The 23,369-nt window shown below is 70.3% G+C and carries 19 protein-coding genes; 16 read left to right on the top strand and 3 right to left on the bottom strand.

The features are described 5' to 3' along the window. Positions 1 to 331 precede the first annotated feature (331 nt). A complete protein-coding gene (locus tag IF61_RS0110950; RefSeq protein WP_030366110.1) occupies positions 332 to 1,183 on the top strand; it encodes a helix-turn-helix domain-containing protein in 852 nt (283 codons plus the stop codon). Between the two features lie 12 nt (positions 1,184 to 1,195). Continuing rightward, positions 1,196 to 1,387, top strand: coding sequence for a hypothetical protein (locus IF61_RS0110955; RefSeq protein ID WP_030366111.1), 192 nt, complete (start codon positions 1,196 to 1,198; stop codon positions 1,385 to 1,387). Between the two features lie 88 nt (positions 1,388 to 1,475). Here the strand turns inward: IF61_RS0110955 and IF61_RS0110960 are convergent, their stop codons facing one another. Together IF61_RS0110960 and IF61_RS0110965 are read right to left on the bottom strand one after the other, a co-directional pair. Beyond that, positions 1,476 to 1,856 carry a VOC family protein gene (locus IF61_RS0110960; protein ID WP_030366112.1) on the bottom strand — a complete coding sequence of 127 codons (381 nt, stop codon included), beginning with the start codon at positions 1,854 to 1,856 and terminating at the stop codon, positions 1,476 to 1,478. Positions 1,857 to 2,174: 318 nt separating this feature from the next. After that, on the bottom strand, positions 2,175 to 2,780 hold the full coding sequence (locus IF61_RS0110965; protein WP_030366113.1) for a dihydrofolate reductase family protein: 606 nt from the start codon (positions 2,778 to 2,780) through the stop codon (positions 2,175 to 2,177). Between the two features lie 261 nt (positions 2,781 to 3,041). Between IF61_RS0110965 and IF61_RS0110970 the strand changes: the two genes are divergently transcribed. Then, positions 3,042 to 3,449, top strand: a complete 408-nt coding sequence (locus tag IF61_RS0110970) for a YciI family protein (protein ID WP_030366114.1) — start codon at positions 3,042 to 3,044, stop codon at positions 3,447 to 3,449. An 8-nt stretch (positions 3,450 to 3,457) separates the two neighbouring features. Beyond that, on the top strand, positions 3,458 to 4,603 hold the full coding sequence (locus IF61_RS0110975) for an RNA polymerase sigma factor (protein ID WP_030366115.1): 1,146 nt from the start codon (positions 3,458 to 3,460) through the stop codon (positions 4,601 to 4,603). 51 nt (positions 4,604 to 4,654) lie between these two features. On the opposite strand, the gene IF61_RS0110980 is transcribed toward IF61_RS0110975, so the two are convergent. Further along, positions 4,655 to 6,661: an ABC transporter family substrate-binding protein gene (locus IF61_RS0110980; protein ID WP_030366116.1), complete on the bottom strand. Its 2,007-nt coding sequence runs from the start codon at positions 6,659 to 6,661 to the stop codon at positions 4,655 to 4,657. Between the two features lie 348 nt (positions 6,662 to 7,009). Between IF61_RS0110980 and IF61_RS0110985 the strand changes: the two genes are divergently transcribed. From IF61_RS0110985 to IF61_RS0111040, 12 genes are all read left to right on the top strand, one after another. Continuing rightward, positions 7,010 to 7,294 carry a hypothetical protein gene (locus IF61_RS0110985; protein ID WP_030366117.1) on the top strand — a complete coding sequence of 95 codons (285 nt, stop codon included), beginning with the start codon at positions 7,010 to 7,012 and terminating at the stop codon, positions 7,292 to 7,294. Positions 7,295 to 7,357: 63 nt separating this feature from the next. Continuing rightward, a complete protein-coding gene (locus tag IF61_RS0110990) occupies positions 7,358 to 8,200 on the top strand; it encodes a hypothetical protein (RefSeq protein ID WP_030366118.1) in 843 nt (280 codons plus the stop codon). Between the two features lie 51 nt (positions 8,201 to 8,251). Continuing rightward, on the top strand, positions 8,252 to 10,216 hold the full coding sequence (locus tag IF61_RS0110995) for a fumarate reductase/succinate dehydrogenase flavoprotein subunit (protein WP_030366119.1): 1,965 nt from the start codon (positions 8,252 to 8,254) through the stop codon (positions 10,214 to 10,216). Further along, positions 10,213 to 10,977, top strand: coding sequence for a succinate dehydrogenase/fumarate reductase iron-sulfur subunit (locus IF61_RS0111000; protein WP_030366120.1), 765 nt, complete (start codon positions 10,213 to 10,215; stop codon positions 10,975 to 10,977). Before IF61_RS0110995 ends, IF61_RS0111000 begins: the two co-directional genes overlap by 4 nt. A gap of 107 nt (positions 10,978 to 11,084) precedes the next feature. Further along, a complete protein-coding gene (locus IF61_RS0111005; RefSeq protein ID WP_052392617.1) occupies positions 11,085 to 13,055 on the top strand; it encodes a TPM domain-containing protein in 1,971 nt (656 codons plus the stop codon). 321 nt (positions 13,056 to 13,376) lie between these two features. Next, positions 13,377 to 15,281 carry a translational GTPase TypA gene (typA, locus tag IF61_RS0111010; RefSeq protein WP_030366122.1) on the top strand — a complete coding sequence of 635 codons (1,905 nt, stop codon included), beginning with the start codon at positions 13,377 to 13,379 and terminating at the stop codon, positions 15,279 to 15,281. Between the two features lie 455 nt (positions 15,282 to 15,736). After that, positions 15,737 to 17,374, top strand: a complete 1,638-nt coding sequence (locus IF61_RS0111015) for a peptide ABC transporter substrate-binding protein (protein WP_052392618.1) — start codon at positions 15,737 to 15,739, stop codon at positions 17,372 to 17,374. A gap of 186 nt (positions 17,375 to 17,560) precedes the next feature. Further along, positions 17,561 to 18,484: an ABC transporter permease gene (locus IF61_RS0111020; RefSeq protein ID WP_030366124.1), complete on the top strand. Its 924-nt coding sequence runs from the start codon at positions 17,561 to 17,563 to the stop codon at positions 18,482 to 18,484. A 33-nt stretch (positions 18,485 to 18,517) separates the two neighbouring features. Then, on the top strand, positions 18,518 to 19,447 hold the full coding sequence (locus IF61_RS0111025; protein WP_052392619.1) for an ABC transporter permease: 930 nt from the start codon (positions 18,518 to 18,520) through the stop codon (positions 19,445 to 19,447). 13 nt (positions 19,448 to 19,460) lie between these two features. Then, positions 19,461 to 20,522 carry an ABC transporter ATP-binding protein gene (locus IF61_RS0111030; RefSeq protein ID WP_030366126.1) on the top strand — a complete coding sequence of 354 codons (1,062 nt, stop codon included), beginning with the start codon at positions 19,461 to 19,463 and terminating at the stop codon, positions 20,520 to 20,522. Beyond that, a complete protein-coding gene (locus IF61_RS0111035) occupies positions 20,515 to 21,594 on the top strand; it encodes an ABC transporter ATP-binding protein (RefSeq protein ID WP_030366127.1) in 1,080 nt (359 codons plus the stop codon). The genes IF61_RS0111030 and IF61_RS0111035 overlap by 8 nt, the downstream gene beginning before the upstream one ends. 155 nt (positions 21,595 to 21,749) lie before the next feature. Further along, positions 21,750 to 23,369, top strand: a complete 1,620-nt coding sequence (locus tag IF61_RS0111040) for a peptide ABC transporter substrate-binding protein (protein WP_030366128.1) — start codon at positions 21,750 to 21,752, stop codon at positions 23,367 to 23,369.

Below are 23,369 nucleotides of genomic sequence, written 5' to 3' on the forward strand. Positions count from 1 at the left end.
CGTCGCACCAGCGGAGGGAGTGGTAGAGGTCCTGTCCGGGCGCGAACCGTGTCGCGCAGGCGACGAGTTCTCCGGCCACGGAGAGGGCGGGCTCTTCGATCGCGGTGAGCCCGTGGGCGCGCAGGACGCTGCGGATGGTGGCCCGGACGACGGTCGCGGAGAGCGGGCCCCCGGGGACGGTGAAGCTGTAGGCGAGGGCGGAGGCGTCGGAGGAGCAGGGCTTGTAGACGGGGCGCTGGGTGGTGGCGAGGGTGGAGGGGTTGGTGGGGGGTGGAGTGATGAGGGGGCAGAGGGTTATGAACAGGCGACCGGGAAGCGGCAGGAAGGGCGCATGCCACCCAGGACAACGCCCACCGAACGGCAGAAACGGCTCGGCGCCGAGCTGCGCAAGATGCGCTTAGCCGCAGGGATTACGACAGATCACGCGGCCGGTCTGCTCGGCATCGACCGCACGAAGATTTCCAACATCGAGCTTGGTGTCCGCATCATCACGCCCGACCGGCTCCGCACCCTGGCCTGCCACTACGCATGCGCCGACGGCGAGTACATCGAGGCTCTTGCGTCCATGGCCCAGAAGCGCGAGCGCGGCTGGTGGGAGCAGTTCCGGGGGACCCTTCCCGTAGGACTGCTGGACATCGCGGAGTTGGAGTGGCATGCAGCCCGGTTGCACACCACTCAGGTGATGCACCTACCCGGGCTCCTCCAGACGGAGGAGTACGCCCGCGCGATCTTCGGCGGAGTGCTTCCGGTCCTGCCCCGGCTGGAAGTTGAGCTCCGAGTGGCACATCGGATGCAACGTCAACAAGTGCTCGATGGGGCCGAGCCTCTTGAATACACAGGATTCATCCATGAGGCGGCCCTGCGTATGCAGTTCGGTGGCAGCACAGTGATGCGGGAGGAACTCGAACACCTTCTGCTCATGTCGGAGCGCGAGAACGTCGTGCTACGGGTAGTACCTGTGGAGACCGGGGTGTTTCCCGGTGCAGGGAACGCGATGACGTATGCCGAAGGACCGGTGCCTCAGCTCGACACCATTCTGCTCGACGCCGTCGGCGGACCGATCTTCCTGTCCGTGGAATCGCAGATCGCCCGTTACCGGGCCCACCTGGACTGGATGGAACAGGCTGCCCTCGACGTAGGGCAATCGCGTGACTTCATCCACAGAATCGCATCCGACCTCTGAAGGAAGGCGACCATGTCGCACATCCGTTGGGAAGAGCCGCTCTGCGGCGACAGCAGCAACTGCTTCCGAATAGGTACCGACTCCGCCGGCAACGCCTACATCGCCGTGAGCGGGACCGAGGACCACTACATCACCGACACCCATGACGCCCTGCGCGCTTTGATCCGCGACATCAAGGCGGGCAAGGCCGACCACTTGCTCTGACCGCGGCCGACCGTCCCTCCGTGGGGGCGGAGGTCAAGGCAGGCCGGCCGGCGGGGGCCCGTCGGGTGGCAGACGGGCCCGGTGGGTGTCAGAGCGGGTTGAGGCGAGCCTTGAGCAGGCAGAACTCATTGCCCTCAGGGTCGGCGAGAACGTGCCACTGCTCCTGCCCGGTCTGGCCGATGTCAGCCGGGCGCGCCCCGAGCTTCAGGAGGCGTTCGAGCTCGGCGTCCTGATCGCGGTCGGTGGCGTTGACGTCGATGTGCAGGCGGGACTTTGCCGGCTCCGGCTCGTCACTGCGGCTGAGAATGATCGTCGGCTGCGGGCCGCCGAACCCTTCGCGCGGCCCGATCTCGATGCAGTCGTCTCCTTCGCGATCGAGCACTACGAAGTCCAGGACTTCGCACCAGAACCGCGCCAGCACCTCGGGGTCGCGGCAATCGAGCACGAGCTCACTGATACGACATGCCATTGACGAAACCTGCTCTCAACGTGGGAACTGGGCTTCCCGCAGTGGTAATTGGTCGAGACCGTACCGGGTGAAGCGACCAGGTGAGAAGGGTTTTTGGGGGCGTCGTCCCGCCCGGCCGGGCTGCCGGGTGGGGTCGCTGGGGCGTGCGGTCGACACCTTCAGCCCACTTCTACGCCGCGCGGCCCGGCCCGGACGGTGGATTTCCGCGCCGGGAGGGCGCCAACCTCCACTTTCCGCACTCGGCCGCTGAGCCGCGTACGACCGCGCCGCCGGTAGTTCCGCCGGTGGCCATCGGCGGAACTACCGCGGCGCACGACATTAGTAGCTGTCGTAGCTGGGCTTACCGTTCGGCCGGTAGACGCCGATGACGGTGCCGCCCTTCGTCGTTGAGACGCTGACCGGCTCCAGCGCGGTGGGGATCGCTCCGTCGGCGAACAGCCGCTTGCCGGTGCCGATGATCACCGGGTGGATGGTCAGCCGGTACTCGTCGACGAGGCCGTGCTGCATGAGGGTCTGGGCGAGGTTGCCGCTGCCGACGACGTTGATGTTGCCGCCGTCGGACGCCTTCAGCTTGCGTACGGCATCGACGACGTCGCCCTCCAGCAGCGTGGAGTTCTGCCACTCGACGGATGTCAGGGTCCGAGACGCCACGTACTTGTGCATGCCGTTCATCCGCTCGGTGAACGGGTTGTCGGGATCGGCGGTCGGCCAGTACGACGCGAAGATCTCGTACGTCCTGCGGCCGAGCAGCATCGCGTCGGAGTGCTCGTACCAACCGGCGATGGCCGTGCCGACCTCGTCGTCGGACACCGGCTTCTGCCAGCCGCCGTACTTGAAGCCGCTCCCGGCGTCCTCGTCCGGACCGCCCGGCGCCTGCATGACGCCGTCGAGCGTCAGGAACGTGCAAACGATGATCTTTCGCATGGTGTACTCCCTTCGTCGATGGGTAGACCGTGCAACCGCCGGAAACTCATCGGCGGAACTTCCGCGGCGCAGCACTAGTCTGCGGCCGTGATGGAGATCCCCGGGTTCGGCGCGACGCCGGTAAAGCCGGTCACCTGCTCTGACCAGTGGTGAGTGCCGGGCCAAAAAATCTTGGGCCGCGATGTCGAGAAGCCGTGCCCCGCTCCGTCCCCGTAGTGAACGCGGCCACAATGGGTCGCACCCGCACCGAGGAGACGCACGATGGCCAAGTACTTGCTGCTCAAGCACTACCGCGGCGCACCGGCTCCGGTGAACGACGTGCCCATGGAACAGTGGACGCCGGAAGAGATCTCGGCGCACGTGCAGTTCATGCACGACTTCGCGGCCCAGCTGGAGAGGACCGGCGAGTTCGTCGACGGGATGGCGCTCGCCCCCGAGGGGACGTGGGTCCGGTACGACGGCGAGGGGCGCCCTCCCGTCACCGACGGGCCGTTCGCCGAGACCAAGGACCTCATCGCCGGCTGGATGGTGATCGACGTCGACAGCTACGAGCGCGCCATCGAGGTGGCCGGGGAGCTGTCGGCCGCCCCCGGGGCGGGCGGGAAGCCGATCCACGAGTGGCTGGAGGTGCGCCCGTTCCTGGCCGAGCCGCCCACCATCACGGAGTGACCCGTCCGATGGACGAGGCCCTGCTCCGGAGCCTCACGCCGGGCGTGATCGGGATCCTCGTCCGCCGCGGAGCCGACTTCGCGGCGGCCGAGGACGCCGTCCAGGACGCCCTGGTCGAGGCGGTCCGCGTCTGGCCGGCCGACCCTCCGCGGGATGCGAAGGGCTGGCTCGTCACCGTGGCCTGGCGGCGGTTCCTCGACGCGACCCGGGCGGACACCGCCCGCCGCCGGCGGGAGGACCTCGTCGACGAGGAGCCGCCGCCCGGGCCCGCGCCGGCCGTGGACGACACGTTGCAGCTCTACTTCCTGTGCGCCCAGCCCTCGCTGACGCCGTCGTCCGCCGTCGCGCTCACGCTGCGCGCCGTCGGCGGGCTCACCACCCGCCAGATCGCCCAGGCCTACCTGGTGCCCGAGGCGACGATGGCGCAGAGGATCAGCCGGGCGAAGCGCACCGTCTCCAGTGTGCGGTTCGACCGGCCCGGCGACGTCGCCACCGTGCTGCGCGTCCTCTACCTGGTCTTCAACGAGGGCTACTCCGGCGACGTCGACCTCGCCGCCGAGGCCATCCGGCTCACCCGGCAGCTCGCGGCGGTGATCGACCACCCCGAGGTGGCGGGGCTGCTCGCCCTCATGCTGCTCCACCACGCCCGGCGCGCCACCCGGACCGCGCCCGACGGCAGCCTGGTGCCGCTCGCCGAGCAGGACCGCAGCCGGTGGGACACCGGGGCGATCGCCGAGGGCGTGGGGATCCTGCAGGCGGCCCTCGCCCGCGACCGGCTGGGCGAGTTCCAGGCGCAGGCCGCCATCGCGGCCCTCCACGCCGACGCGCCCACCGCCGGGGAGACCGACTGGGTGCAGATCGTCGAGTGGTACGACGAGCTCGTGCGCCTGACCGGCAGCCCGGTCGTCCGGCTCAACCGCGCCGTGGCCGTCGGCGAGGCCGACGGACCGCCCGCCGGGCTGGCGGCCCTCGCGGAGCTGGACGGCTCCCTGCCGCGGCACGCCGCGGTGGCCGCGTACCTCCACGAGCGCAACGGCGACGCGGCGACCGCGGCACGGCTCTACGCCGAGGCGGCCCGTAAGGCGCCCAACCTCGCCGAGCGCGACTACCTGACGCGTCAGGCCGCCCGGCTCAACGCCCGCCGGTGCCGCTGACGGGTCGCGCCCGGAGCTTTCCGCAGGGCTAATTCCGCGCTTCTCGCAGGGCTACTTCCGCCGGAACCCGATGTCCTGGTAGCGCGGGGTCGCCAGGCCGAAGGCGCCCGCGTTGACGACCGTCTTCCGCGCCGCCACCAGCTGGGGGCGCTGGTAGAGGGGGATCGATCCGGCCAGGGACCAGATGCGGGCGTCCGCGCGGCTCGCCAGGTCGCGGGAGGCCTCCGTGTCGAGTTCCGTGGACGCCTGGTCGAAGAGCTGGTCGATGCGGTCCGTGCCGACGCGGGTGTAGTTCTGCTCCACCACCAGGGAGCCGTCCGCCGCGGGCTGGGGCTTGGCGTAGAGGGGGCGGGCGTCGGTTGCGGGGTAGGGGGTGGCGGGCCAGGAGTAGAGGGCGAGGTCGTAGCTGCCGGCGGCGACGTGGTCCTTGAAGAAGCCGGCGTCGCCGACCTTGGTCACTTCGGTGCCGATGCCGACCGCGTCGAGGCGGCGGGCGATGCGGTCGGCCACGGACCGCAGGGAGTCCGTGCCCGCGCTCACCGGCACCACGAAGCGGAGGGTGAGCTTCTTGCCGTTCTTCATGCGGACCGGGGCGGCGGCCGCACGGCTCCCGTCGGCGGCGGGCTTGCCGTCGGGGCCGGTGCCGTCGTCCAGGCTGTCGTCGGCGGCGTACTCCGTCTCGGCGTCAGCGGCATCAATGGCCTCCTCCGCCTCCGCCGCCTCGTCCGACGGGACCGGGCCCGCCGCCGGTCCCGGCCGCAGCCCCAGCGTCCGGCCCGTGCCCGCCCGCCCGTCCGCCGTCGTCTTCCGTCCGTCGCCCTCGGCGCGCTTCCAGCCCGCCTCGGCGAGGAGGGCCTGGGCGGCCTTGGGGTCGGGGCCGCCGATGGCGTCGCTGTTGTCCTCGTAGCCCTCCTGGCCGGAGAGGAAGAGGTGGCTGCCGAGCGGTTCGACGGGCAGGCCCAGCGGGCCCAGGACGGACTTGGCGATGGCGCGGCGGTCGATGGCCCGGGCGACGGCCCGGCGGACGCGCTCGTCGGCGAGCGGGCCGCTCGCACCGTTGAGGGCGAGCTGGGTGTACGCGGGCTCCAGGGACTTGCGGACGACGATGCCGCGCAGCGCGGCCGGGCGTGCGGCCGCGGCGGCCGGCGGCTTGTCGCCCTTGTCCTGCTTCGCCGGCTTGTTGGCGGTGGCGATGCGGCCGGCGTCGGCGGCGCCCACGTCGGCGAGGTCGAGCTTGCCGGCCGCGAGGGCCGCGGCCCGCTCGGTGCGGGGGAGGGCCCGGAGCACGAGCTGGTCGAGCTTGGCGGGCTCGCCCCACCACTTGGGTGAGCGGGCGAGGGTGAGCGTGCCCTGTTTCTCGTCGCGGTCGGCGACGCGGAAGGGGCCCGCGGAGAGCTTGAGGTCGCCCCGGGCGCCGTCGTTGAAGTCGTCCGCGCTGCCCGTGACGGCCTTGGGGTAGAGCGGGGTGAAGAGGGCGGGCCAGTCGGCGCAGCCGCGGGCGAAGGTGACCTTGACCTCGTGCTCGTCGGCGCCGCGCTCGACGTGGTCGATCCGGTCGTAGCCGGTGTTGTGGGCCGCCCAGTAGGCGCTGTCCTTGCCGCGCAGGGCCTTCCACTGGGCCTCGAAGTCGGCGGCGCTCAGCGGTTTGCCGTTGCTCCAGACGGCCTTGGGGTTGAGCTTGTAGACGACGACCTGGTGGGGCTCGCGCTGGACGACCTCGGCGGAGCGCAGGTAGTCGGGGTTGCGCTGCGGGCGGCCGCGCCCGTCGCTGGTGAACAGGGCGGGCAGGACGGCCCCGGCGACCCGCTGCGTGGCGGAGTCGGCGTCCGTCTGGAAGGCGTTGAGGGTGCTGGGCAGGGCGTCGACGGCCCAGGTGAGGGTGCCGCCGTCGGCGACCCGGGGGCGTGCGGCGGCGCCGATGTCCTGCGGGGTGATGCGGCCGCCGTCGTCGTGGTCGGCGCCGCAGCCGCCGAGGAGGGGCAGCGGGAGCAGGAGCCCGGCGGCCAGCAGGGCGGCACGGCGGCGCGTACGGGACCGCGTGGGAGTGAGAGGGGCCATGCTGCTACCTCCGGAGGACTCACCGGACTCGTTCGGCGCATTGAGCCGCTGATCGCATCTACTGCTCACCACTGAATGCGACAGTCGGTCCGGTCGCGCGCCGACACGGCGCCGCCCGGGTGTACGCCACCCGCGTGGACGAACGATTCCGCGGCCCCCGGGCGGGCGGGGCGAGCACGGCGACCCCCATGAACGAACGTTTCTGCAGTCTTGCGGCGCGCGCCGCACCCGTTCCGGCGAAGGCGCGATCGCTATCTTCCCCCGGAGGGGTGTGACGCGCGACACTCTTGAGTCGCATCATCGTCGCCACCCGCAACTGCCGACTGCGGAAGTGAGGGTCAGACAGACATGTCCCTGCAAGACGAAGTGACCGCGGTCCAGCGCTGCCTGGACGATCTCGGCCGGGCGCTCGCACGGCTGGAGAAGCACCTGGGCAGCCAGGACCTGGAATTGCGCCGGGTGCGGACGGACGCCGCCCACCTGCGCGAGAGCGTCACCCTCCTGCGCGCCGTCCACCCCGCGGACCGGCTGCCCCCCGAGACGGTGCCGGTGCCCGATGCCCCGTACGACGCGTCCCTGTGGAAGGACGTGGACGACGAGGGGCTCGGCGCGCGGGACCGGCACGCGCCCTGACCGGGCGGCGCGGCAGCACCGGCCCCTCCCTCTCCGCCCCTCCGCTCCTCCCCGGAGTCCCTCTTGGCCACTGGTACCGACCCCCGATCCGCGACCGCCGCCGGGGTGCCCGCCCAGGGCGGGGTCCATCACCCCTCCCGGGCCACGATCCCCGCCCGCCACCTGCGCGCCGACCGCTGGTGGCTCGCGCCCGCGGTCACCGCCGCCGGCCTGTTCGCCTTCGTCGTCTACTCGACCTGGCGGGCCTTCGCGAACGACGACTACTACGCGGCGCCCTACGTCTCCCCGTTCTACTCGCCCTGCATCGCGCAGAACTGCGTCCCGATGAAGGGCGGCGCCGACTGGCACGTCTTCGGCGCCTGGTGGGGCCTCTCGCCGGCCCTGCTGATCCTGATCTTCCCGCTGGGCTTCCGGCTGACCTGCTACTACTACCGCAAGGCCTACTACCGGGGCTTCTGGGCCTCGCCCCCGGCCTGCGCCGTGGCCGAGCCGCACGCGAAGTACACCGGCGAGACCCGCTTCCCGCTGATCCTGCAGAACGTCCACCGCTACTTCTTCTACTTCGCGGTGATCGTCGCGGGCATCCTCACGTACGACACGGCGCTCGGCTTCCGCAACGCCCGCGGCGAGTGGGGCCACATGGGCCTCGGCACCCTCGTGCTCCTCGCGAACATCGCCCTGATCTGGGCGTACACCCTCTCCTGCCACTCGTGCCGGCACATCGTCGGGGGCCGGATCCGCACCTTCTCCAAGCACCCCGTGCGCTACCGCATGTGGGGCTGGGTCAGTGCGCTCAACGCCCGCCACATGCAGCTCGCCTGGGCCTCGCTGATCAGCGTGGCGGTCGCCGACTTCTACGTCTATCTCGTGGCGAGCGGCGTGTTCGATGACCCGCGGTTCTTCTAGCCGGCCCGCTCCACCCCACGCCTTCACGCTCAAAAGGAGAGGTGCTTTCTGATGTCGCGTACGGCCCGAGAAGCCTGGGACGTGGTCGTGGTCGGCGCCGGCGGCGCCGGGCTGCGGGCCGCCATCGAGGCCCGCGAGCGGGGCATGCGCTGTGCGGTGATCTGCAAGTCGCTCTTCGGCAAGGCCCACACCGTGATGGCGGAGGGCGGCATCGCCGCGAGCATGGGCAACGTCAACGAGGGCGACAACTGGCAGGTCCACTTCCGCGACACCATGCGCGGCGGCAAGTTCCTCAACCACTGGCGGATGGCCGAGCTGCACGCCCGCGAGGCCCCCGACCGCGTCTGGGAGCTGGAGACCTGGGGCGCCGTCTTCGACCGCACCCGGGACGGGAAGATCTCGCAGCGCAACTTCGGCGGCCACGAATACCCGCGGCTGGCGCACGTCGGCGACCGCACGGGCCTGGAGCTGATCCGCACCCTCCAGCAGAAGATCGTCTCGCTGCAGCAGGAGGACCACCGCGAGACCGGCGACTACGAGTCCCGGCTCAAGGTCTTCCAGGAGTACACGGTCACCCGCCTGCTCAAGGCCGGCGCCGACGGCGACTCCGCCGCGGGCGAGCGCATCGCGGGCGTCTTCGGCTACGCGCGCGAGTCCGGCCGCTTCTTCGCCATCGAAGCGCCCTCGGTCGTGCTGGCCACCGGCGGGATCGGCAAGTCCTTCAAGGTGACGTCGAACTCCTGGGAGTACACCGGCGACGGGCACGCCCTCGCGCTGCTCGCCGGGGCGTCCCTGATCAACATGGAGTTCGTGCAGTTCCACCCGACGGGCATGGTCTGGCCGCCGTCCGTCAAGGGCATCCTCGTCACCGAGTCCGTCCGCGGCGACGGCGGCGTGCTGCGCAACAGCGACGGCCGGCGGTTCATGTTCGACTACGTCCCGGACGTCTTCAAGGAGAAGTACGCCGAGTCCGAGGCCGAGGGCGACCGCTGGTACCAGGACCCCGACAACAACCGCCGCCCGCCCGAACTGCTCCCGCGCGACGAGGTGGCGCGCGCCATCAACTCCGAGGTCAAGGCGGGCCGCGGCTCCCCGCACGGCGGGGTCTTCCTCGACGTCTCGACCCGCCTCCCCGCCGAGGACATCAAGCGCAAACTGCCCTCCATGCACCACCAGTTCAAGGAGCTGGCGGACGTCGACATCACGGCCGAGCCGATGGAGGTCGGCCCCACCTGCCACTACGTGATGGGCGGTGTCGACGTCGACCCGGACACGGCCGCGGCGGTGGGCGTGCCGGGGCTGTTCGCCGCGGGCGAGGTCGCGGGCGGCATGCACGGCTCGAACCGGCTCGGCGGCAACTCGCTCTCCGACCTGCTCGTCTTCGGCCGGCGGGCCGGGCTGTACGCGGCCGAGCACGCCGCCTCCTTCCCCGGCGCGGGCCGGCCCGTCGTCTCCGAGGCCGACCTGGAGGCGGCGGAGGCGGAGGCGCTGCGCCCGTTCGGTGCGGAGGGCGGCGACCCGGCTGTCTCGGAAGAGCTCGCGGAGAACCCGTACGCCCTCCACCAGGAGCTCCAGCAGGCCATGAACGACCTGGTCGGCATCATCCGCAAGGGCCCGGAGATGGAGGAGGCGCTGCGCCGGCTGACCGAGCTGCGGGCCCGCTCCCGGCGGGCCGGGGTGGAGGGCCACCGGCAGTTCAACCCCGGCTGGCACCTGGCGCTCGACCTGCGGAACATGCTGCTGGTCAGCGAGTGCGTGGCCCGGGCGGCGCTGGAGCGCACCGAGAGCCGCGGCGGCCACACCCGTGACGACCACCCGGCGATGGACCGGCGGTGGCGCCGGCTGAACCTCGTCTGCCGGCTGAACGGGGACAGCACGGAGCCGGGCGCGGACCCGCTGCTGGGCCGGGTGCGCCTGGAGCGGCGCGAGATGCCGCCGATCCGTGACGACCTGCTCGCGCTCTTCGACAAGGAGGAGCTGGTGAAGTACCTGACGGACGAGGAGCTGACCTCTTGAGCTACGACGCCCACTTCAAGGTGTGGCGGGGCGATGCGGACGGCGGCTCCCTCGTCGACTACACCGTCACCGTCAACGAGGGCGAGGTCGTCCTCGACATCATCCACCGGCTCCAGGCCACCGAGGCCGCCGACCTCGCCGTGCGCTGGAACTGCAAGGCGGGCAAGTGCGGTTCCTGCAGTGCGGAGATCAACGGCCGGCCGCGGCTGATGTGCATGACGCGGATGTCGCTCCTCGACCCGGCCGAGCCCGTCGTGGTCACCCCGATGCGGGCGTTCCCCGTGGTGCGGGACCTGGTGACGGACGTGTCCTTCAACTACGCGAAGGCGCGCGAGGTCCCCTCGTTCGTCCCGCCGGCCGGGGTCGGGCCGGGGGAGTACCGGATGCAGCAGGAGGACGTGGGGCGCTCCCAGGAGTTCCGCAAGTGCATCGAGTGCTTCCTGTGCCAGAACACCTGCCACGTGGTGCGGGACCACGAGGAGAACAAGCCGGTCTTCGCCGGGCCCCGCTTCCTGATGCGCGTCGCCGAGCTGGACATGCACCCGCTGGACGGGGCCGCCGAAGCGGGCATTGACCGCAAGCGCGGCGCGCAGGAGGACCACGGGCTCGGCTACTGCAACATCACCAAGTGCTGCACGGAGGTCTGCCCGGAGCACATCAAGATCACCGACAATGCGCTGATCCCGCTGAAGGAGCGGGCCGTGGACCGGAAATACGATCCGCTGGTCTGGCTCGGGAGCAAGATCAGGCGCCGGGTGTGAGCATCCCGTCCGGCGTGCGCCGGGCGTACGACGGAGCTGAACACGCTCCGTGTTCAACTCCTTGCTCCCGGTAGCGGAACGGGCATTGCCGCCATACGCTCACAAGTGTGACGCGGCTTTCGAGGCGGTACGGGACGGGGGCGCCGGGCTGGGCCATCGCCGGCGCCCTCCTCGCGCTGTGCGCCCTGCTGCTCCCGCTGCTCCCCGCGCCCCCCTCCCGCGCGGACACCCCCCTCGACCTCGACGCCGGCGGCCGCATCACCGACACCGTCGGCGCGCTCGGCCGGCGCCGCGCGCAGGTGATCACCGCGATCGAGCGCCTGCGCACCACCCAGCGCGTCCAGCTGTACGTCACCTACGTACGGGACTTCTCCGGCCGCTCCGGGCGCGCCTGGGCCGACGCCACCGCCGACCGCAACGGCCTCGGCGAGCGCGACGTCCTCCTCGCCGTCGCCACCCACGGCCGGCAGTACGCCGTCTCCGCCGACAAGCTGTCCGGCTTCCGCGCCGACCAGCTCAAGGCCGTCGCCACCACCGCGATCGCGCCCGCCGTCGCCCAGCACGACTGGGCCGGGGCGGCCATCGGCGCCGCCGAGGGCTACGGCGCCGTGCTCCGGGGCGAGCCCGTGCGGCCCCCCGCGATCTCACCCGGCAGCCCCGACCCCGGCGGCGAGGGCCTCGTCCCCGGGCACCGCCGGGTCTGGGCGCCCGTCGCCATGGGCGGCGGGCTCTGCCTCCTCGGCCTCTACCTGTGCGCCCGGCGCGCCTCCCGCAGACGGCGCGCAGCGCAGGCGCCCTCGCCGGCGTGCGGGCCCGCGGCGGGCGCCCCGCCCGGCCCCGCGCGCATGGCCCGGCCCCTGACCCCGCTGCCCGAGCTCGACGCCGAGGCCGCCCGGGCCCTCGTCGAGACCGACGACGCCGTCCGCACCAGCGCCGAAGAACTCCACCTCGCCGCCGCCCAGTTGGGAGACGACGCCACCCGGCCGTTCGCCGAGGCCGTCGCGTACGCCCAGGGCGAGCTCGCGGACGCCTTCCGGCTGCGCCAGGCCCTCGACGACGCGCCCTACGAGGACGAGGAGATCCGCCGCCGCACGCTCGACGAGATCTGCTCCCACTGCACCAGCGCCAACCGGCGCCTCGACGCCGAATCCGAGTCCTTCGACGTGCTGCGCGGCCTCAGAGTCAACGCGGCGGGCATCCTGGCCCGGGCCGAGGCCGCCGCGGAGGACCTCGCCCCGCGCATCACCACCACCGAGAGCGCCCTGCACGTCCTCGCCGGGCACTGCACCGCGACCGCCCTCGCCGCCGTCGCCCGCCACCCCGCCGAGGCCCGCGACCGGCTCTCCTTCGCCACGGCCGCCCTCGCCGAAGCCCGCCGCGCCCTCGCCGCCGGGGACGGCGACGGCGCCGCGATCTCCCTGCGCGCGGGCGAGGCCGCCCTGTCCCAGGCCCGGGTCCTGACTCTCGCCGCCCTGCGCCGCGCCCACGAGCTCAGCGGTGCCACCGCACGGCTGCCCGTCGCCCTCGCCGACGCCGAGGCGCGCGCCCCGCGCGGCAGCCCCCAGGCGCGTGCCCTCGCCTGCGCCCGCCGGGAGGTCGAGAGCGGGCGGTACGACCCGCGGGCCGTCCTGCGGCACGTGGAGGAGACGGCCGCGGCGCTGGACGCCGAGCTGAACACCGGCCACGAGGACCGGACCCGGGCGCGCGCCGAGCGGGCCCTGCGGCGCGTGCGGGGCGAGGTGGCCGCCGCGCGGGACTTCGTCACCACCCACCGGGGGGCCGTCGGGTGCCGGGCCCGCACCCGCCTCGCCGAGGCCGAGCGGCACCTGGGCCTCGCGCGGGCCGCCCGCGACCTGCGCACCCTGCGCTCCGAGACCGGGCACGCGGACTCCCTGGCCCGCCAGGCCCGCGCCCTCGCCGAACACGACGTGAGCACGTACGGCACCCGGTACGACCCCGGCACCCCGCCCCCCACCCGAGCCCTCGGCGGCGCGCTCCTCGGCGGCATCATCCTGGCCGGCCTGCTGCCGGCGACGTTCGGCGGCGGCGCGACGCGCGGCCGGCTGGCCGCGGGCTGAATACGTACGGCTCCCCGTACCGGGTTGTTCCGCCGGACCCTCCGCGTGGGGGTTGCGCGCCGCGGCGGCGGGCTTAATTCCGCTTCCCGGCGAGCGCCGGCGTTCTTTGCCGCCGCGGCGGGATCTCCGTGCGCAGGGGCGCCTCACGTGCACCGTGAAAAGAGTGAAAGCCCAGGTCAGCACCCCCGCCAGAGGCCTGCGGGAGCCGAACGCGGCGCGGGCCCGTACCATGGAAGTGGCCGCGGCGTGATTCTGCCCGGCGGGCGCGCGTGCCGGACCGTACGCGCCGCCATCCACGATTCCGGGAGAAGCGCCGCAAGTATGCCCACCCGCCACGACATTCGTAACGTCGCCATCGTCGCCCACGTCGACCACGGCAAGACGACCATCGTCGACGCCATGCTCAAGCAGGCCGGCGCCTTCGCCGCGCACCAGCTCGAGTCCGTCGACGACCGCGTCATGGACTCGAACGACCTGGAGCGTGAGAAGGGCATCACGATCCTCGCCAAGAACACGGCGGTGAAGTACCACCCCAAGGACGGCGGGGACCCGATCACGATCAACATCATCGACACCCCCGGCCACGCCGACTTCGGTGGCGAGGTCGAGCGCGGTCTGTCGATGGTGGACGCGGTCGTGCTGCTGGTGGACGCCTCCGAGGGCCCGCTGCCGCAGACCCGCTTCGTGCTCCGCAAGGCGCTCCAGCAGCGGAAGCCGGTCATCCTCTGCATCAACAAGACGGACCGCCCGGACTCCCGCATCGACGAGGTCGTCAACGAGACGTACGACCTCTTCCTGGACCTGGACGCGGACGAGGACCAGATCGAGTTCCCGATCGTCTACGCCTGCGGCCGTGACGGCATCGCCTCGCTGACCAAGCCGGAGGACGGCACCGTCCCCGCGGACAGCACCAACCTGGAGCCGTTCTTCTCCACGATCCTGGAGCACGTCCCGGCCCCGGCTTTCGAGGAGGACGCGCCGCTCCAGGCCCACGTCACCAACCTCGACGCCGACAACTTCCTCGGCCGCATCGCGCTGCTCCGCGTCGAGCAGGGCGAGCTGCGCAAGGGCCAGACGGTCGCGTGGATCAAGCGCGACGGTTCGGTCTCCAGCGTCCGCATCACCGAGCTGATGATGACCGAGGCGCTCACCCGCAAGCCCGCCGAGGTCGCCGGCCCCGGTGACATCTGCGCCGTCGCCGGTATCCCCGACATCATGATCGGCGAGACCCTGGCCGACCCGGAGAACCCGGTCGCCCTCCCGCTGATCACGGTCGACGAGCCCGCGATCTCCATGACCATCGGCACCAACACCTCGCCGCTGGTCGGCCGCGGCGGCACGGGCAAGGGCGCGGACGCCAAGTCCGCGGTCAAGGACCGCAAGGTCACCGCCCGCCAGGTCAAGGACCGTCTGGACCGCGAGCTGGTCGGTAACGTCTCGCTGCGCGTCCTGGACACCGAGCGCCCCGACGCCTGGGAGGTGCAGGGCCGCGGTGAGCTGGCGCTGGCCATCCTGGTCGAGCAGATGCGCCGCGAGGGCTTCGAGATGACCATCGGCAAGCCGCAGGTCGTCACCAAGGAGGTCGACGGCAAGACGCACGAGCCGGTCGAGCGCCTCACGGTGGACGTGCCCGAGGAGCACATGGGCGCGGTCACGCAGCTCATGGGCACCCGCAAGGGCCGCATGGACAACATGTCCAACCACGGCTCCGGCTGGGTCCGCATGGAGTTCGTCGTCCCGTCCCGCGGTCTGATCGGCTTCCGCACGGAGTTCCTGACGAACACCCGCGGCACCGGTATCGCCCACTCGATCCACGAGGGCCACGAGCCGTGGTTCGGCGAGCTGAAGACCCGTAACAACGGCTCCCTGGTCGCCGACCGCGCCGGTGCCGTCACCGCCTTCGCGATGACGAACCTGCAGGAGCGCGGCGTGCTCTTCACGGACCCGGGCACCGAGGTGTACGAGGGCATGATCGTCGGCGAGAACTCGCGCGCCGACGACATGGACGTGAACATCACCAAGGAGAAGAAGCTCACCAACATGCGCTCCTCCTCCGCCGACTCCTTCGAGGCGATCGTCCCGCCGCGCAAGCTGTCGCTGGAGCAGTCCCTGGAGTTCTGCCGCGACGACGAGTGCGTCGAGGTGACCCCGGAGGCGGTCCGCATCCGCAAGGTCGTTCTGGACCAGAAGGAGCGCGGCCGCACGGCTTCCCGTGCGAAGCGCTAAGGGCTGACCACCCAGAAGCCCGAAGAATCCGAGAGGCCCGGTTCCGACGCAGATTTCCTGCGTCGGAACCGGGCCTCCGGCGTTTCCGAGTGACACGGAATCAGTCAGTCCATATTGATGCACGCTTGCAAAGGTTGTCCGAATAGCGGCCGGTGGACGCCGGAAGTTGTGTTAACAGTCCGTTTCGCGCCTGTCTGTCTGTGCTGGCTTTGTCCGGTTTTCGAACCTCTGAGGGGGCTCGATGTGACCAAAGCGAGACCCTTTAAGTGTGGTTTACAAGGCGGACGTACTTAATAGTTGGGTTCATTGAGCTCGGGTCAATGGGTCACGCGCTGTGGGGAGCGCCGACTCACGAGCACACTCGAGGTGCCGGTTCCGTCTCCGCTGTCAGGGGTGTCAGCGTGGGGCCGGCGCCTCTCGCATAGTGAAAAGTGGACTCTTGAGGAGGCATACCCATGCGCGGTGCCAAGAGCGCCAAGTGGGTCGTGGGCGCGATAGTCGTGGCGATGGCCGCGACCGCCTGTGGCGGCGGCAGCAACGACAGTGGTAAGGGGGGCGGCGCGACCTTCCGGCTCGGTATCACCGAGCCGAAGTCGATCGACCCCATCAACGCCCAGGAGTCCGAGGGCACTCTGGTGGCCCGTCAGCTCTTCGTGGGCCTCTATGACGTGAAGGACGACGGCACCCTCGCGCCGAAGCTGGCGGAGTCCGCCAAGCCGAACGACGCCGGTGACGAGTGGACCTTCACGATCAAGAAGGACACGAAGTTCAGCAACGGCGAGCCCGTGAACGCCGAGGCGTTCATCCGCGGCTGGACCCGTGTCGCCACCAAGGCGTCCGCCTCCGACGTGGCGTACCACATGAACGGCATCGCCGGTTACAAGGAGCTCAACGGCGGTTCGAGCGACAAGTTCTCGGGCCTGTCCGCCGAGGGCGACTACACCCTCAAGGTCAAGCTCTCCGCGCCGGACTTCGAGTTCGACAAGAAGACCGCTCACCCGGCCTTCAGCCCGATGCCGAAGGTCGCCGGCGCCGGCGACAACAAGTCGTTCAACGACGCCCCCATCGGCAACGGCCCCTTCAAGATGTCCGGTTCGTGGGAGCACAACAAGAAGATCACCCTCGTCCGCAACGACGACTACGGCCTGGAAAAGGCCAAGCTGGACAAGGTCGAGCTGGCGATCCTCAACCCGAACAGCGGCGTGACCCTGGAGTACAAGGGCTTCGAGTCGGGCCAGTTCGACTGGGCCCGCATGCCGGTCCCGCAGATGCCGGGCGCCAAGAAGAAGTACGAGCCCCAGGGTGAGTGGGTCAAGGCCGACGTCGCCGGCATCAACTACATCTCGCCGTTCAACGAGACCAGCCCGATGAATTCGGCGGACGCCCGTAAGGCCATCTCCTACGCGATCGACCGCGCGGAGATCGCCAAGGGTGTCTTCCAGGGTCTGCAGGAGCCCGCAACCGCCCTGCTGCCGCCGAACTTCAAGGAGGTCTACAAGGCCGACGTGTGCTCCTCCTGCGCCAAGCAGGACAAGGGCAAGGCCAAGGAGTACGCGGAGAAGGCCGGCCTCAAGCCGGGCGACACCCTCGACTTCGGCTACAACACCGGCGCCGGGCACGAGGAGTGGGTGCAGGCCGTCGCCAAGCAGGTCGAGGACGTGCTCGGCGTGAAGGTCAAGCTCAACGGCCTGCCGTTCAAGGAGGCCCTGGAGAAGCAGCAGGAGAAGGGCGCCAAGGGCATCTGGCGTCAGGCGTGGTCCGCCGACTACCCGACCGCCGACAACTTCTTCTCGCCGCTGCTGTCCACCAACGGCATCAACCCGGACGCCAACGGCAAGGCGCTGGGCGACAACCGCGGCCGTTACAGCAACCCGAAGTTCGACGAGCTGCTGGTGAAGGCCCGTCAGACCAAGGACGCCGCCGAGCGCGCCAAGATCTACAACGAGGCCGAGAAGCTCGCGATCGACGAGGACCAGGCCGTCATCCCGACCTGGAAGCGCACCCAGTTCCGCCTGGTGAACACCAAGAAGTTCACCAACGTGAAGATCGACTTCTACGAGGACCCGAACCTCGCTGAGATCGGCGTCAAGTAACCATCACCCTCCAGCCAGTCCCGTGAAGACCGTGGAGCCCCGAGCGAGAGCTTGAGGCTCCGCGGCCTTCGCCTGCAGCACGTCCCGGCCCGCGCGGCCGGGCCGTGCGCGGCCGCCTCCCCACCTTCCCCCGTGCCGGGAGGCGACGGCGAACGCCCCACGGCGGCAGTAAGTCAAGGAGACATCGTGGGCAAATATGTGATCCGGCGGATCGGGCAGATGGTGGTCGTCCTCTTCGGCGCGACGCTCATCCTCTTCGCCTGTCTGTTCGTCCTCCCCGGAGACCCGGTCGGCTCGCTCGGCGGCGATAAGGCGCGTGACCCCGCCGTCGTCGAGCAGCTGCGCGAGCGCTACGGCCTGGACAAGCCCCTTGCCGTGCAGTACGGCAACTACGTGACCAATCTGGTCAAGGGCGACCTCGGCGAGGACTACACCCAGCGGCGCCAGGTGACGGAGGTGCTCGGCCCCAAGCTGGGCAACACCGCCAGACTGGCCGTCGCGGCGATCATCATCGACGTGGTGATCGGCGTCCTCGCGGGCCTGGTGGCGGCCCTGTTCAGATATTCCTTCTGGGACGTCCTGGTCACCTTGCTCACGACCTTCGCCATCGGCTTCCCCAGCTTCGTCATCGGCATGGTGCTGCAGAGCACCTTCTCCGTGAACCTCGGCTGGTTCCCGCTCATCTCCGACGGCTCGTTCAACTCGATGATCATGCCGGCGTTCACGCTGGCCGTCATCGACGCGGCCCTCGTCGCGCGGCTGATGCGCGGCACGATGCTGGAGGTGCTGCGCGCGGACTACGTCAAGACGGCCATCGCCAAGGGCCTTCCGCGCCGCACGGTGCTCCTCAAGCACGTCATGCGGAACTCGATCATCCCCGTGGTCACCTACATCGGCATCTCCTTCGGCGGCCTGCTCGGCGGCGCCCTCATCACCGAGGCGATCTTCAACTGGGACGGCATGGGCTACGCGCTGGTCACCTCGATCCAGCAGGGGAACAACCCGATCATCGTCGGCGTGGTCACCTACGGCGTCGCCGTCTTCGTCGTGCTCAACCTGCTGGTCGATCTGCTCTACGCGGTGCTCGACCCGCGGATCCGCCTCAGCTGACCGCCAGGTCACACCCCGTTCTAGGAGTCACCCATGACTGAGCTCACAGAGAGCGCCAAGGGGCCGGACGCCGCGACCGCACCGACCGCCGCCGCGAACAACACCGCCGAGCCCGCACCGGCCCGCATCACCCAGTGGGGCGAGATCCGCCACCGCTTCCTGGCCAACAAACTCGCCGTGGTCGGCCTCGTGCTGGTCGCCCTGCTCTTCATCGTCGCCGCCGCGGCACCCTTGATCGCGACCCACGACCCGTACGCACAGAACCTGGCCAACACGCTGCAGGAGCCCAGCGGCGACCACTGGTTCGGCACCGACGCCCTGGGCCGCGACCAGTTCTCCCGCATCGTCTACGGCAGCCGCATCGCCGTGATCGTCGGTCTGGCCTCGATCTTCCTGGCCTGTGTGATCGGCTGCATCCTCGGCGCCCTGTCCGGCTACTTCGGCAAGGCCGTCGACAGCGTCATCATGCGCATCGCCGACATCTTCTTCGCCTTCCCGCTGCTCATCGGCGCGATCGTGATCATCCTGGTGATGGGCCGCGGCGTGCTGCCCGTCATCGTCTCGCTGGCCGTCTTCAGCTGGGCCACGGTCGCCCGCCTGCTGCGCTCCAGCATCCTCTCCGTCCGCGAGATGGACTACGTGACCGCGGCGAAGGCGCTGGGCGCGAGCACCACCCGCATCATCACGCGGCACATCATGCCCAACTCCATCGCGGCCGTGATGTCGTACGTGTCCTTCAGCGTCGGCACCGCCGTCGTGGCCGAGGCCTCGCTGTCCTTCCTCGGCATCGGCGTGAGCCCCGAGGTGCCGGAGTGGGGCAACATGATCTCCGCCGGTAAGGACTCCCTCGGCGTCAGTGACTTCCTGTGGGTGTACCCCAGCTCCGCGATCGTGCTGACGGTGCTCGGATTTGTCTTTGTCGGTGACGGGCTGCGCGACGCCCTCGACCCGAAGCTGCGTTGAGGAGAACGTCCCGATGACCACGACCGAAAAGACCGAAGGGGCGGCCGGCTCCGCGCCGCAGGACGCCAAGAAGTCCGCGCCCCTGCTCGACGTGCGCGACCTGCACGTCGAGTTCAAGACCCGCGACGGCATCGCCAAGGCCGTCAACGGTGTCAGCTACAGCGTCGACGCCGGCGAGACCCTCGCCGTGCTCGGCGAGTCGGGCTCCGGCAAGTCCGTCACCGCCCAGGCCATCATGGGCATCCTGGACTCGCCCCCCGGCCGGGTGGCCGGCGGTGAGATCCTCTTCCACGGCCAGGACATCCTGAAGCTGCCGGAGAGCGAGCGGCGCAAGCTGCGCGGCCCGAAGATGGCGATGATCTTCCAGGACGCGCTCTCCGCCCTCAACCCCGTCTTCTCCGTCGGCAACCAGCTCGGCGAGATGTTCCGGGTGCACCAGGGCATGTCGAAGAAGGACGCCAAGGCCAAGGCGATCGAGCTGATGGACCGGGTCCGCATCCCGGCCGCCAGGCAGCGCGTGGGCGACTATCCGCACCAGTTCTCGGGCGGCATGCGCCAGCGCATCATGATCGCGATGGCGATGGCCCTGGAGCCGGACCTGATCATCGCCGACGAGCCGACCACGGCCCTCGACGTGACCGTCCAGGCCCAGGTCATGGACCTGCTCGCGGAGCTGCAGCGCGAGTACAACATGGGCCTGATCCTGATCACCCACGACCTGGGTGTCGTCGCGGACGTCGCCGACAAGATCGCCGTGATGTACGCGGGCCGGATCGTGGAGACCGCGCCCGTGCACGAGCTCTACAAGCGGCCCGCCCACCCGTACACCCGGGGCCTGCTGGACTCGATCCCGCGCCTGGACCACAAGGGCCAGGAGCTCTACGCGATCAAGGGTCTGCCGCCCAACCTCCTGCGGATCCCCACCGGCTGCGCCTTCAACCCGCGCTGCCCCAAGGCGCAGGACGTCTGCCGCGCGGACATCCCCGCCCTGCTCCAGGTCACGGAGCAGGACGGCACCGAGCTCGACGGCCGCGGCAGCGCGTGCCACTTCTGGAAGGACACGATCCATGGCTGACCTGAGCAAGCAGGCCGGCAAGGCCGAGGCGGCCGGTCAGCGGGAGCCGATCCTCCAGGTGCGCAACCTCGTCAAGCACTTCCCGCTGACGCAGGGCCTGCTCCTCAAGAAGCAGGTCGGCGCCGTCAAGGCCGTGGACGGGATCTCCTTCGACCTCTACCAGGGCGAGACGCTGGGCATCGTCGGCGAGTCCGGCTGCGGCAAGTCCACGGTCGCCAAGCTGCTGATGACCCTGGAGAGCGCCACCTCCGGCGAGGTCTTCTACAAGGGCCAGGACATCACCAAGCTGTCCGGGCGCGCGCTGAAGGCCGTCCGCCGCAACATCCAGATGGTGTTCCAGGACCCGTACACCTCGCTCAACCCGCGGATGACGGTCGGCGACATCATCGGCGAGCCCTTCGAGATCCACCCCGAGGTGGCGCCCAAGGGCGACCGGCGCAAGCGCGTCCAGGAGCTGCTGGACGTCGTCGGCCTGAACCCGGAGTACGTCAACCGCTACCCGCACCAGTTCTCGGGCGGCCAGCGCCAGCGCATCGGCATCGCCCGCGGCCTGGCCCTCAACCCCGAGATCATCATCTGCGACGAGCCGGTCTCGGCGCTGGACGTCTCGGTGCAGGCGCAGGTCATCAACCTGATGGAGCGGCTCCAGGACGAGTTCAACCTCTCCTACCTCTTCATCGCGCACGACCTGTCCATCGTCCGGCACATCTCCGACCGCGTCGGCGTGATGTACCTGGGCAAGATGGCCGAGATCGGCACGGACACCGAGATCTACGAGCACCCGACGCACCCGTACACGCAGGCGCTGCTGTCGGCCGTCCCGGTGCCGGACCCGGAGGCCCGCGAGGGCCGCGAGCGCATCATCCTCACCGGTGACGTGCCCTCCCCGGCCAACCCGCCGTCCGGCTGCCGCTTCCGCACCCGCTGCTGGAAGGCGGAGGACAAGTGCGCCGAGGAGGTGCCGCTGCTGGCCGTGCCCGAGCTCTACCAGGGCAAGGACACCCCGGCGGCGCACGCGTCGGCGTGCCACTTCGCGGAGGAGAAGCCGAGCGTGGTCGGCGCGGGGGCCTAGCCGGCCGACCGCTCGCACGCAGAGGGCTCCCCCGGTGATCCGGGGGAGCCCTTTCGTGTGGTTCGGGCGGGGACGCCGTCGCGGAGGCGTCACATGCCACCTAATGGGGTGTTATCTGGGCATAAGTATTGCCCGGAACCCGGAGGAGGCACTCCATGCGTGGAGCCACGCGCGCCAGGTGGGCCGTCTGCGCCCTGTCGGCGGCGCTCGCCGCGACCGCGGCCGGGTGCGGCGGGGGCGGCGGGGGCTCCGGCGTCGTCCGCGCCTCCTGGGGCGACCCGCAGAACCAGCTGGAGCCCGCCAACACCAACGAGGTCCAGGGCGGCAAGGTGCTCGCGATGATCTTCCGCGGGCTCAAGCGCTACGACCCCCGCAGCGGCGCCGCCGAGAACATGCTGGCCGAGAAGATCGAGACCGCCGACCAGCAGAACTTCACCATCACCCTCAAGGACGGCTGGACCTTCTCCAACGGCGAGAAGATCACCTCCAAGTCCTTCGTGGACGCCTGGAACTACGCGGCCCTCGTCGACAACAAGCAGAAGAACGCCTCCTTCTTCGAATACGTCGACGGCTACGACAAGGTCCACCCGTCCAGCGGGCGCGCCACCGCCAAGACCCTCTCCGGGCTCGCCGTCAAGGACGACAAGACGTTCACGGTCAAGCTGCGCACCAAGTTCTCCACGTGGCCCGACACCCTCGGCTACGCCGCCTACGCCCCGCTGCCGCGCGCCTTCTTCGACGACCACGCGGCCTGGCTGCAGAAACCGGTGGGCAACGGTCCGTACGTCATCGACTCCTACGCCAAGGGCTCGGCGATGAAGCTCACCCGCTGGGACGCCTACCCCGGCGACGACAAGGCCAGGAACAGCGGGGTGGAGCTGCGGGTCTACACCGACAACAACACCGCGTACACCGACCTGCAGGCCGGCAACCTCGACCTCGTCGACGACATCCCCAGCGCCCAGCTCAAGAACGCCAAGGCCGACCTCGGCGACCGCTACATCAACCAGCCGGCCGGCATCATCCAGACCCTCGTCTTCCCCATGTACGACCCGAACTGGTCGAAGAGCGGCACGGAGAAGGTCCGCCGCGGCCTGTCCATGGCCATCAACCGCCAGCAGATCACCGACCAGATCTACCAGAAGACCCGCACCCCGGCCACGGACTGGACCTCACCGGCCCTCGGCGACCAGGGCGGCTACAAGGCCGGCCTCTGCGGCGACGCCTGCACGTTCGACGCCGCCTCCGCCAAGAAGCTCATCCAGGACGGCGGCGGCCTGCCCGGCGGCCGGATCACCCTCACCTCGAACGTGGACACCGGCTCCCACCGGGTGTGGATGGACGCCGTCTGCAACAGCATCAACAGCGCCCTCGGCAACGACAAGGCCTGCATCGTCAACCCCGTCGGCACCTTCGCCGACTTCCGGAACCAGATCTCCGAGCAGCGCCTCAGCAACCCCTTCCGCTCCGGCTGGCAGATGGACTACCCGCTGGTCCAGAACTTCCTCCAGCCGCTCTACTACACGGACGCCTCCTCCAACTACGGCAAGTTCAGCGACCCGCAGTTCGACAAGCTGGTCGACGAGGCCAACGCCGAGGGATCCCAGGACGCGGCCAACGCGAAGTTCCACGACGCGGAGAAGATCCTCGCCCGGGAGATGCCCGCCATCCCGCTCTGGTACCAGAACGGCAGCGCCGGCTACTCCGAGCGGGTCTCCGACGTCACGCTCAACCCCTTCAGCGTGCCCGTCTACGAGCAGATCAAGGTCGGCTGA

This window comes from Streptomyces roseoverticillatus, assembly GCF_000719265.1.
GTDB lineage: Bacteria > Actinomycetota > Actinomycetes > Streptomycetales > Streptomycetaceae > Streptomyces > Streptomyces roseoverticillatus.